11 protein-coding genes and 1 pseudogene are annotated in these 11,673 nt (G+C 62.0%); all 12 read left to right on the forward strand.

The window, feature by feature from the left end; all coding sequences use genetic code 11:
- Positions 1 to 75: 75 nt before the first annotated feature.
- The 12 genes and pseudogenes from HHJ18_RS02595 (at position 76) to fabG (ending at position 11,660) form a co-directional block, all read left to right on the forward strand.
- Positions 76 to 372, forward strand: coding sequence for a phosphopantetheine-binding protein (locus tag HHJ18_RS02595; RefSeq protein ID WP_296911238.1), 297 nt, complete (start codon positions 76 to 78; stop codon positions 370 to 372).
- Positions 369 to 1,040, forward strand: a complete 672-nt coding sequence (locus HHJ18_RS02600; protein WP_296911241.1) for a hypothetical protein — start codon at positions 369 to 371, stop codon at positions 1,038 to 1,040. The genes HHJ18_RS02595 and HHJ18_RS02600 overlap by 4 nt, the downstream gene beginning before the upstream one ends.
- A pseudogene (locus HHJ18_RS02605) lies at positions 1,037 to 2,732 on the forward strand (AMP-binding protein). Before HHJ18_RS02600 ends, HHJ18_RS02605 begins: the two are co-directional and overlap by 4 nt.
- Entirely contained in the window at positions 2,729 to 3,709 is a 981-nt protein-coding gene (locus HHJ18_RS02610; RefSeq protein WP_296911243.1) for an acyl-CoA synthetase, read from the forward strand. Before HHJ18_RS02605 ends, HHJ18_RS02610 begins: the two are co-directional and overlap by 4 nt.
- On the forward strand, positions 3,706 to 4,356 hold the full coding sequence (locus HHJ18_RS02615; protein ID WP_296911245.1) for a LolA-related protein: 651 nt from the start codon (positions 3,706 to 3,708) through the stop codon (positions 4,354 to 4,356). Before HHJ18_RS02610 ends, HHJ18_RS02615 begins: the two co-directional genes overlap by 4 nt.
- Positions 4,353 to 6,701, forward strand: a complete 2,349-nt coding sequence (locus HHJ18_RS02620; protein ID WP_296911247.1) for an MMPL family transporter — start codon at positions 4,353 to 4,355, stop codon at positions 6,699 to 6,701. The genes HHJ18_RS02615 and HHJ18_RS02620 overlap by 4 nt, the downstream gene beginning before the upstream one ends.
- Entirely contained in the window at positions 6,694 to 7,497 is an 804-nt protein-coding gene (locus HHJ18_RS02625) for a polysaccharide deacetylase family protein (protein ID WP_296911249.1), read from the forward strand. Before HHJ18_RS02620 ends, HHJ18_RS02625 begins: the two co-directional genes overlap by 8 nt.
- A gap of 88 nt (positions 7,498 to 7,585) precedes the next feature.
- A complete protein-coding gene (locus tag HHJ18_RS02630) occupies positions 7,586 to 8,278 on the forward strand; it encodes a phosphatase PAP2 family protein (protein ID WP_296911251.1) in 693 nt (230 codons plus the stop codon).
- A gap of 58 nt (positions 8,279 to 8,336) precedes the next feature.
- Positions 8,337 to 9,539 (forward strand): beta-ketoacyl-[acyl-carrier-protein] synthase family protein, encoded by a 1,203-nt coding sequence (locus HHJ18_RS02635; RefSeq protein WP_296911900.1) that lies wholly within the window; start codon positions 8,337 to 8,339, stop codon positions 9,537 to 9,539.
- 2 nt (positions 9,540 to 9,541) lie between these two features.
- Positions 9,542 to 10,378, forward strand: a complete 837-nt coding sequence (locus HHJ18_RS02640; protein ID WP_296911901.1) for a beta-ketoacyl synthase chain length factor — start codon at positions 9,542 to 9,544, stop codon at positions 10,376 to 10,378.
- A complete protein-coding gene (locus HHJ18_RS02645) occupies positions 10,369 to 10,926 on the forward strand; it encodes a 3-hydroxylacyl-ACP dehydratase (protein WP_296911254.1) in 558 nt (185 codons plus the stop codon). The genes HHJ18_RS02640 and HHJ18_RS02645 overlap by 10 nt, the downstream gene beginning before the upstream one ends.
- Positions 10,923 to 11,660, forward strand: coding sequence for a 3-oxoacyl-ACP reductase FabG (fabG, locus tag HHJ18_RS02650; RefSeq protein ID WP_296911256.1), 738 nt, complete (start codon positions 10,923 to 10,925; stop codon positions 11,658 to 11,660). Before HHJ18_RS02645 ends, fabG begins: the two co-directional genes overlap by 4 nt.
- The last annotated feature ends 13 nt before the right edge of the window (positions 11,661 to 11,673 follow it).

The following is an 11,673-nucleotide window of genomic DNA, read 5'->3' on the forward strand; positions in this document are numbered from 1 at the left end:
AAGACGCGGCAAGGACGCCTGGAGCATGGATGCCAGGCGCACCCACTGCCCTCCTAACCTGACTGATCCTCACCTATGCCCGCACTGAGCTCAAAAATTTCCTCCACCACGGCTGATGCAGCCCTGCTCCTTGAAGTTGCTGAACTGGTCGTGAGCGCCTTGAATCTGGAAGTCGTTGCGACCGATGTACAAGCGGACGATCCGCTGTACGGCGACGGACTGGGGCTGGACTCCATCGACATTCTGGAAATTGCCCTGGTGGTTTCCAAGCGTTATGGCCTGCAATTGCGCGCCGATCAGGATGACAACCACGCCATCTTTCATTCGTTGCGCAGCCTGGGCGACCATATCGCCAGCCAACGAACCAAGTGACAGCCGCACTGACGACCAGCTTGGGACAGGTCTTTCGCTGGGGGGCTGTCGCCCTGCTGGGACTGGCTTACGCGCTGGCCTCTCATCTGGCCGCCGCCGCTAGCACGCCCAATCTGCTGGGCGCCCTGGTCGCCATCGTCCCGCTGCTGGGGCTGGCCCTGGTGATGGCTTGGCGCTCGCCGCAGCGCGTGCTGATGCTGGCGCTGTTCTTCGCAGGCTGCGTTGCGCTCTACGCCGCCAGCGACTGGCTGGTCACCCATTACAACTGGGTCTTCCTGCTGCAGCATGCCGGCATCTATGGACTGCTCTGCGCCGCCTTCGGCCGGACCCTGCAAGGCGGCAAGACGCCGATGATTTCGCACTTCGCCAGCATCGTGCACGGCGAACTTTCGCCAGCGCTGATGAGCTACACACGCTCTGCCACCTGGGCCTGGACCAGCTATTTCGGCGCCATTGCAACGCTTTCGCTGCTTCTGTTCTGGCTGGCACCGGTCGCGGTCTGGTCTGCCTTTGCCAACCTGCTGGGTATTCCCCTACTGGCCTTGATGTTCGCCGGCGAATATGCTGTACGTTGTTACGTATTGCCAGCTGCGGACCGGGCCGGACCGCTGGAGGCGATTCGCGCCTACCGCCAGGCGTCTTCCGATGGTTCGGCGCGCCTGCCATGACCTCCCTAAGCACCTTTCCACTTGTCACGCATACCCACGCAGAAGATGTAGTGGCGTATGCCCAGGGCAAGCCGATCAGCTTGGCACATTTTCTGGCCGACGTCAGGCACCTCGCTGCGGCATTGCCGGCCGGCCGGCATATGCTCAATGCTTGCGGCGACCGCTACCGCTTTGCTGTCGGTGTCGCCGCTGCCCTGCTGGCAGACAAGATCAGCCTGCTGCCGCCCTCGCTGACGCCCGAGATGGTGCGCCAAGTCAAGCGCTATGCGCCTGACCTGTTTTGCCTGACGGACCAGCCACAGTCCATCGATTTGCCGCGATTGGCCTGGGCTGACGCGATGACAGACCGCACACCCGCGCCAGCCGGCGCACCCATTGACATTCCCCAGATTGCGGCAGCGCAAACGGCCGTCATCGCCTTCACATCGGGATCGACCGGCGCACCCGTGGCGCACCGTAAAAACTGGGGCGGACTGGTGAGCAGCGTGCGTGCCGAAGCCGCCCGCCTCGGCCTGCTGGACGGGCGCCGCCACAGCATCGTGGCGACGGTACCGCCGCAGCACATGTATGGCTTTGAATCGTCCGTGCTGATCGCGCTGCAAAGCGGCGCCGCCCTGAGCGCGGCGCATCCGTTTTATCCGGCCGACATCTGCGCGGCACTGGCGGCAGTGCCTCGCCCTTGCATGCTGGTCACCACACCGGTTCATCTGCGGGTGCTATTGGGCTCAGGCCTGAGCATTCCCTCGCCCGATCTGGTGCTGTCGGCCACAGCGCCGTTGCCGCCCCAGCTGGCCTTGGCGACCGAGGCCAGCCTGCATGCACCGGTGCTGGAGATTTACGGCTGTACCGAGACCGGCCAGATTGCCTCGCGCCGTACCACCGAAAGCGCGCAATGGAGGCTCTTCCCCGAGATCAAGCTGCACGCGGCGCAGGACCGGATTTGGGCCTCGGGAGGGCATATCGAGCAAGCGATGCCGATGGCCGATGAGCTGGAGCTGCTGACCGACCAGCACTTTCTACTGCATGGCCGTACCGCCGATCTCGTCAATATCGCGGGCAAACGCAGCTCGCTCGACTATTTGAGCTTTCAGCTCAATGCCGTGCCGGGCGTGCTGGACGGCACTTTTTTCATGCCCGACGATGCTGGTGGCGAGACCGTGACGCGCCTGATGGCCTTTGCGGTAGCGCCCGGCATGACGGCGCTCGCTCTGCTGGCCGCCCTGCGTGAGCGGGTTGACGCCAACTTCATCCCGAGACCGCTGGTACTGCTCGATGCGCTGCCGCGCAACAGCACTGGAAAATTGCCGCGCGACACGCTGCTGGCGCTGGCACGCGAACACCAGCGCAAGGGGGCCGCCCATGCTGGGTGAAACCACGCTGGTCATTGCGCCAGACCATCCGGCCTTTGCAGGCCATTTTCCGGGCGCGCCGATTTTGCCCGGGGTGGTGTTGCTGGACGCCGCCGTCCATGCCGTTTGCAGTGCTCTGCCATCACTTCTCCCCTCGACAACACAAGCGGGCGTCAAACAGACCTGGCAGATCAGCGTGGCCAAATTCCTCAGCCCGGTCGGTCCGGGCGAGAAGCTGACCATTTCCTGCGCCGCCTCAGCCTCCGGCAGCACGCGCTTTGACATTTCAAGCGGCAAGCGCAAGGTCGCCACGGGCACGCTGGTGTTGCAATCCTCTTCATGAAGAACGTGCAAAAGGCGCCTGGCGCTGCATTGCCGGGTAGCGCTGAATGGAAACAACGTCCTGAGCGCAGCAACATGTTCTGGCTACGCGTGATGACATGGATTTCCCTGCGGTTGGGCCGGCGTGCCAGCCGCTTTGTCCTGTACGGCATCGCGGCCTACTTCCTGGCATTTGCGCCCGCAGCGCGCCGCACGTCGCGCAACTACCTGCAGCGCGTCTTCAAGCTCCCCGCCCCTGCGGCGGTCAGTTGGCGCCAGCTGTTTCGGCACTTCCTGAGTTTCGCCTCGGTGATCCACGATCGGGTCTACCTGGTCAACGACCGCTTTGAACTGTTCGATATTCGCATTTACAACGAGGCACTCATAGAAGCCATCATGGCCGACGGCCAAGGCGTGTTCTTGCTGGGCGCGCACATGGGCAGCTTTGAAGTGCTCAGGGCCATCGGCCGCAAGCAGCCCGGCCTGCGCGTGGCCATGGCGATGTACGAAGAAAATGCTCGCAAGATCAACGCTGCACTCGGCGCCATCAACCCAAATGCGCAGCAGGACATCATTGCGCTGGGCCATATCGACTCGATGATTAAAGTGCATGACCTGCTGGCCCAAGGGTCGGTTGTTGGCATGCTGGGCGACCGCTCGCTGGGAAACGACGCGACCCGTGCGGTTGAGTTTCTGGGTGCTTCGGCGGAGCTGCCGCTCGGGCCGTTCAGGATGGCTGCGATCATGAAGCGCCCGGTACTGTTCATGACCGGCTTGTACCGCGGTGGCAATCGCTACGACATCCATTTTGAAACCTTGGCCGATTTTTCAACCGTGGCGCCGCACGGCCGCACACTGGCGGTACAGACGGCGATGAGGCGCTATGCTGAGCTGATGGAACAGCACTGCCACAGCGCACCCTACAACTGGTTCAATTTTTTTGATTTTTGGCAAGCCACCGTCGCCAGCCAGAGCAAACCTTCTTCAAGCATCACATGACCTTGCCCGCCCAATCCCCAGCCCTCGCTGCCAATCCGACGCGCTCGCTGAACGGCCTCTTGCAAAGCCTGCTCTTTGCGCTGGCCCCTTTCACGATCGGCCTGACCCTTGCCATGCTGAGCCCGGCAGCCTTCGCCGCCTGGGACTTGCAGCAGCTGATGGACACATTGGCGCAAAGCAAATCGGGCCGCGCCACCTTTGTCGAAACAAAACATATCGCCGTGCTCGACAAACCCGTCGAGTCGTCGGGGGAACTGCTGTTCACGGCGCCAGACCGGCTGGAAAAACGCACGCTTAAGCCCAAAGCGGAATCCATGCTGGTCAACGGGGGCGAGCTGCTGGTCGAACGTGGCCGCCAAAAATACCATTTGCAGTTACAGGCCTACCCGGAATTGGCGGCTTTCATCGACAGCATTCGCGGAACCCTGGCAGGCGACCGCAAGGCGCTGGAACGCAACTACCGGCTGAGCCTGGAGGGTTCGGCCGAGCGCTGGACCCTGCAACTGCTGCCGCTGGATGACAAGATGCTGGCCGTTATAAAAAGCATTCGCATTGCCGGTGCACGCGACCAGGTGCGCAGCATCGAAATCAATCAGGCCGATGGTGACAGTTCCCTGATGGCAATCGAAAAATTGGCAACGCCGTGACGGCAGTCACGCGCCGCCGCGGCTTCACCGCCGTCGCGCTTTGGCTGGCGTTTTTGTTAGGCTGCGGCGCCATCATTGGCCGGACCCCCTTCACCACTGACCTGTCGGCCTTTTTGCCGCGCACGCCTACGCCTGAGCAGCAACTGCTGATGGATCAACTGCGTGACGGCCTGGCCTCGCGGCTGATTCTGGTGGGGATAGAAGGCGCCGATGCGCCCGGCCGGTCCCGGCTGTCCAAACAGATTGCCCAGCGCCTGCGCGCCGATGCGGGTTTTGTCAGCGTCAACAATGGCGAGCCGGTCAATACCGAGCGAGACCGTACTTTCCTGTTCAACAACCGTTACCTGCTGAGCGCTGCAGTGACGCCGGCACGCTTCAGCGCAGACGGCCTGCACGACGCCTTGATTGAAAGCATCGATCTGCTTGCCTCGCCGGCGGGGCTGCTGGTCAAGTCCCTGCTGCCGCGCGACCCGACCGGTGAGATGGTGCAATTGCTAGGGCAACTCAACAGTGGCAGCCAACCGCCCATGGTGGATGGTGCCTGGGCCTCACGCGACGGCGCACGCGCCCTGATGCTGATGCAGACCCGCGCTGCCGGCTCTGATACCGATGCCCAGCAAGGCGCAATGGCCACCATTCGGCAAGCCTTCGAACAGGCGGCCGGTGAAATCTCTGGCGCCAGACTGGTCATGACCGGCCCCGGCGTGTTTTCAGTGACCTCACGCGACACCATCAAAAATCAGGTCAGCCGCCTGTCCATTATCAGCATCGCGATCATCGCTGCGCTATTGCTGCTGGTTTATCGTTCCTTCACCGCGTTGGCACTGGGTTTTCTGCCGGTCATCAGTGGGGCACTGGCAGGCATCGCGGCAGTCAGCCTGGGCTTTGGGGCGGTGCACGGCATCACCTTGGGGTTTGGCACTGCGCTGATCGGCGAGGCGGTGGACTATTCCATTTATCTGTTTGTGCAGTCCGAACAGGGAGGCGCAGACCAGCAACACTGGATCAAGCGTTTCTGGCCCACTGTTCGACTAGGCGTGCTGACCTCGATATTTGGCTTTGCATCCTTGCTGCTGTCCGGCTTTCCGGGTCTGGCGCAGCTCGGCCTGTATGCGATTGCCGGACTGGTCGCCGCGGCCACAGTGACCCGTTTTGTCCTACCTCATCTGCTGCCAACCCATTTCCGTATCCATGATGTAGCGCCAATAGGCCGCGTTCTGGCCGCTCTGGTGCAGCGCGCCACGGCCTTGCGCTGGCCGGCCACGCTGCTGCTGTTGGCCGCCTGCGCCATACTTGTCGCCAATCGAAGCAGCTTGTTGAATGACAAGATCGCCTCCCTAAGCCCGGTATCGCAGGCCGATGTGGCACTCGATGAGAGCTTGCGCGCCGACATGGGCGCACCCGATGTGCGTTATCTCGTGGTGGCCTCAGGCCCTGACCGGGAAGCCGTCCTGCATTCATCCGAGCAGGTTTCCGCGCTGTTGCAAACCCAGGTTGATCAAGGTGAACTCGCCCGCTTTGAAAGCCCCAGCCGCTACCTCCCCAGCACGGCAACGCAGCGCGCACGCCAGGCCAGCCTGCCTGCTGCCGACCTGCTGAAAACGCGCATTGAACAGGCGGCCCAGGGCTTGCCTGTACGCGCGAAATTGTTTTCGCCGTTTCTGGCCGATGTGCTAACTGCCCGCGACCAGCCGTTGCTGCAAGCGGCCGACTTGGAAAAAACTTCCATGGCTATGGCCGTTGATGCCTTGCTAATTCAGCAAGACCGCGGCTGGACGGCCTTGCTACCGCTGACCGCACCTGAGAGGGGAAGCATCAACGCCGATCGAATTCGCGCCGCATTGGGCAGCACGGGTCTGCCCAATGTGCTGTTTGTGGACATGAAAGCCGAGTCCGACCGCCTGTATTCCGGCTATCTGCATGAAGCCACGCTGTTGTCGCTAGGTGGCCTGGTCGCTATCGTCGGACTGCTGCTGGTGGTTTTCCGTTCGCCCGGGCGGGTTGTGCGCATCATTGCGCCGCTGGTTGCCGCTGTCATTACCGTCACCGCGGGTTTGGCGCTGTTTGGCCAGCAATTGATCATTCTGCATTTGGTGGGCTTGCTGCTGGTGGTGGCGGTGGGCTCCAATTACGCCCTGTTTTTTGATCGACCCGATACGCACACAGCCATCTCGCCGCGCACGTTGGCATCTATGCTGTTTGCCAACCTCACCACCGTGGCCGGTTTTGGACTGCTGGCGTTTTCCAATGTGTCGATCTTGCAGGCCATGGGGGTCACCGTGGCCCCAGGCGTCATCCTGGCGCTCATTTATGCTGCGATTTTTGCCAGGAAAACACATGCATAGTGTTCGCTGGCAGCCACCTTTATTGGTCCGCGGGACCCTCGCTCTGCATCTGCTGGCCCTGGCGACCGTGATCGCCATGCCCGGCCAATGGCGCTGGGCACTGGGCGCTGTTGCCGCCAATCATCTGCTGCTTGCCGCCATCGGCCTATGGCCGCGCAGCCACTGGCTGGGCTCCAACTGGACCAGGCTGCCGGCGGCCGCCACGGCCCGAAACGAAATTTCGCTGACCATAGACGACGGCCCCGATCCCGCTGTCACTCCCCAAGTGCTGGATTTACTGGATCGTTACGCCGCACAGGCGACTTTTTTCTGCATTGGCGAAAAAGCTGCGCGCTACCCGGATTTGTGCCGGGAAATCGTACGCCGCGGCCATGCAGTGGAAAACCATAGCCAGCACCACCGCCACCATTTCTCCTTGATGGGCCCGCGTGGCTTTGCGCGCGAAGTGCAGGCCGCACAGGACACGCTCACCGGGATAACCGGCCAGCGCCCCCGATTTTTTCGCGCGCCAGCCGGCCTGCGCAACCCTTTTCTCGATCCCGTACTCACTCGCTTGGGGTTACAGCTTGCTACCTGGTCAGCACGCGGTTTCGACACCCGTGTTGGCGACGCCGAGCGCGTGAAACAAAAACTATTACGTGGCCTGCAAGCCGGTGCCATCTTGCTGATACACGATGGCAACGTTGCGCGCACCGTCGACGGCCGGCCCGTCATTCTCGATGTCTTGCCGGCGGTAATGGAATCCGCCGCGGCCGCGCGTCTGCGTTTTGTCACCTTGCGGCAGGCTCTTTCATGATGCATGAACTGGCTTGCGTGTGGTGTTTCTCCAAATTGCAGTTGCCTGCCTCACGGCATTCTTGCGGTATCTTGAAGTGACACAAGTCTTGACAACAAGCAGTCGACCAAAGCCCTGGTACCGCCAGGCTGTAGCGGTCATACCCAAGAATTTGCCGCTCAAAGGCTTCGGAACCACGCTGTACATCGGCGTATTTTTCGCTGCCTACTTCTACTTACTCAAAAATCCGGCCTATCCAATAACGGTGATGCCCTTCACCTGGCTGGATAGGCTGATCGGCTTTCAGCCACTGGCCATGCCGCTTTATATCTCCTTGTGGGTTTATGTTTCCGTGCCACCGGCGTTGCTGGCGACGCGTCGCGAACTCTATGCCTACGCCCAAGCCATGACTGCCACCTGCGTTGCAGCGCTGACCATCTTTTACTTCTGGCCCACCGCCGTCCCCCCGGGCGATATCGACTGGGCGTTGTACCCAGGCGTGGGTTTTCTGAAAAGCATGGATGCATCGGGTAATGCCTTCCCTTCCCTGCATGTCGCTACTGCCGTTTTCTCAGGCGTCTGGTTGCATCACTTGCTGCGTCGATTTGGTGGGCCGCAGTGGGTACTCATGCTCAATTGGATGTGGTGCATCGGCATCATCTACTCCACGCTGGCCACACGCCAGCATGTCGCCGTGGATATGTGGGGGGGTTTGGTGCTTGGCGCGCTGGCGGCCAGCCTGTCATTGCGCCGTCGCATGCAGACCGAAGTTGTCGGCGCAGTACGCTTGCCAATTATTTGATTTAACAATAATCCGGATTTGCTAATATGTCACTTCATTTAGATTGGCTTGTTTTTTTCTGAACGCGCTCTGGCTCTCCCACTTCACCGCGACCAGCGCTATCGGTCGTGGCCTCCAGCAGACCTTCGCCGCATTGCACCAGCAGCGCGGAGGTCTGGTTTCTTGCGCGTTTGATACGGTAGATCTGCCGACCTTTATTGGTGAGGTCTCTGGCGTGGACGCCGTGCAGCTTCCATCCCAACTGTTCGCCTTTGACTGCCGTAACAACCGGCTCGCACTGCTGGGCTTGCAGCAAGACGGTTTTGCCGATGCTGTAGCAGCGGCCAGCAACAAATACGGTGCACAACGCGTTGGGGTATTTATCGGCACCAGCACATCAGGCATTCTGCAAACCGAACTGGCTTACCGTCGGCTCGACCCGGCCAGCGGCGCTTTGCCGGCCGATTTTAATTACGGCACCACGCACAATACGTTCTCGGTCGCCGATTTCACACGCCACTATCTGGGCCTCAATGGACCGGCCGTCGTGGTGTCGTCGGCCTGCTCCTCCAGCGCCAAGGTATTTGCTTCGGCGCGCCGCATGATGGCCGCCGGGTTGATAGACGCAGCTGTGGTGGGTGGCGTCGATTCGCTGTGCTTGACAACCCTATATGGCTTTAACTCCCTTGGCCTGATTTCTACCCAGGCCTGCCGGCCATTTGACACCACCCGCGACGGCATTTCCATCGGTGAAGCGGCGGCTTTCGCCCTGCTGGAACGCGTGCCAGAGCAGCTCGATGAGAACGCCGTTCTGCTGCTGGGGGTAGGCGAATCAAGCGACGCCCATCACATGTCGTCCCCCCACCCCGAAGGCCTGGGCGCCCGCATGGCGATGCAGGATGCCTTGACAATGGCCTGTTTGGATGCGGCCGACATTGATTACATCAACCTGCATGGCACCGCCACCCAAAGCAACGATGCGGCCGAGTCGAAGGCAATATCAACCCTTTTCGGCCCGAACACCGCTTGCAGCTCGACCAAAGGGGCCACCGGTCACACGCTGGGTGCAGCCGGCGGCATGGGGGCTGTCATCTGCGCACTGGCACTGCGGCACGGCCTGCTGCCGGCTGGCCTGAATACGCAGCAGCTTGACCCTGCACTGCCCCTCAATTACCTGTTGCAAAACCGCGAGCAGCCGGTCAACCGTGTGCTGAGCAATTCTTTCGGTTTTGGCGGCACCAATTGCAGCCTGATTTTTGGCCGCGCCGGTTCAGGGGTATGAAGATGACGCCAGCGGCCGCAAGCCCCGCGCAAGCCCTGACAGTCTTTGTCGAAGGCATCGGTCTGCTCGGCCCCGGCTTTTCCACCTGGGCGCAAGGGCGCCGGCAACTCGATGGCAGCTCGCCCTATCAACCCGAACGATGCACCCTGCCTCTGCCTATGTCACTGCCGCCTGCCGAGCGCCGCCGCGCGGGCGCAGTGGTCCGGGTCTCGCTGGCCGTCGGGCAGGAAGCGGTAACGGCCTCAGGCTTGCAGGCGGCCGCGCTGCCATCTGTTTTTTCTTCGTCCAGCGGCGACGCTATCAATTGCCATGAAATTTGCAGAGCGCTGGCGTCCGGCGACCGGCTGATATCGCCGACGCGCTTTCACAATTCGGTGCACAACGCCGCTGCGGGTTACTGGAGTATTTCAAGTGGCGCGATGGCCTCCTCATCTGTGCTGTGCGCGCGCGATGCCAGTTTCGCGGCCGGCTTGCTGGAAGCAATGGCGCAGGCAGTGGTTGAACAAACTGCGGTTTTGCTGGTCGCTTACGACACCGATTATCCCGAGCCGATGCACAGCGTTCGGCCCCTGCCGGACAGCTTTGGCGTGGCCTTGGTGCTAACCCCCAGCCGCAGCGAGCGCAGTCTGGCACAGTGGAGCCTGGAGCCTGCCAGCTGCCTGAGCGGCGCGGCGTCACACCGCCTGGACGATGGCGCCCTCGAAGCGCTGCGCCAGGGCATTCCCGCCGCACGCTGCCTGCCGCTGCTGCGCAGTGTGGCGCTGCAAATCTCGGGCACGGTCGTACTGGACTACCTGGCAGGTCTGCAGCTGGCCGTGCAGGTCGCGCCATGCCGCTGATGCCTGCAGGCGCACCCGCCACGCTGCAACACGACGATATTGCGCGCCGCATTCCTCACCAGGGCAGCATGTGCCTGCTTGAGCGCGTAACGGCATGGGACGGCGGCCAGATCACTTGCGAGGCGAGCAGTCACCGCGCTGCCAACAACCCTTTGCGCGCCTACGGCCGACTCGGCGCGTCTTGCGGGATTGAATACGCAGCGCAGGCCATGGCGGTGCATGGCGCACTGATCGCTGAAGCCTTCTCCAGCGCCGACGGAACCAGCCCTGCTCCACAAGCCGGCTACCTGGCCAGCGTTCGAAGCGTGACGCTGCACGTCGAAATACTCGACGACCTCAGCGGCTCGCTCACCGTCCACGCCGAACGCATGAGCGGTGACGCCGGCACCATTCTTTATAGCTTCTCCCTTCATGCCGGTCCGGCGCTGCTCCTTTCAGGGCGCGCCGTCGTGGTACTCAACGCAGCCAGCCTGGCGCTGCCGACGGCTGGTCCCGCCAGCAAGCCCGGTAATCCCGCGGCCCGGACAAGCACTGCCAACACCTTATGAAAACAGCAACACCACGCAAGAAAGCCCTGGTCACGGGCGGCAGCGGCGGCATTGGTTCGGCCATTTGCCGGCAGCTGGCCAACGACGGCTTTCACGTTGTCGTGCACGCCAACCGCAGCCTTGAAGCCGCCCGAAGTCTGGCTGGCGAAATCACGGCAGCGGGCGGATCCGCGCAAGCGCTGGCCTTCGACGTTACCGATGCAGCCGCCACAAGCGCCGCGCTTGAGGCACTCCTTGAGGATGGACCGGTCCAGGTGCTTGTCAACAATGCTGGCATTCACGACGACGCGATCTTTCCCGGCATGCAGCTCAGGCAATGGCAGCAGGTCATCGACGTGTCGCTCAACGGTTTTTTTCACGTCACCCAGCCCCTCATGATGCCGATGATCCGCACGCGCTGGGGTCGCATCATCAACATCACATCGGTGGCTGCCGTGGCCGGCAACCGTGGCCAGGTGAACTACTCGGCAGCCAAAGGCGCGCTGCATTCGGCCACCAAGTCGCTGGCACTCGAAGTGGCCAGTCGCGGCATCACCGTCAACGCCGTGGCGCCAGGCATTATCACGACACCCATGAGCCATGACAGCTTTGACGCGTCAGCCATTGCACAGCTGGTGCCCATGAAACGCGCCGGCCGGCCCGAGGAGGTGGCGGATCTTGTCAGCTTTCTGGCCTCGGAACGCGCCTCCTACATCAGCGGGCAGATCATCTCAATCAATGGCGGCATGATTTAACCGTCCCTCATGT

This window comes from Polaromonas sp. (genome assembly GCF_012927455.1).
In the GTDB taxonomy this organism is placed as follows: domain Bacteria; phylum Pseudomonadota; class Gammaproteobacteria; order Burkholderiales; family Burkholderiaceae_C; genus Polaromonas.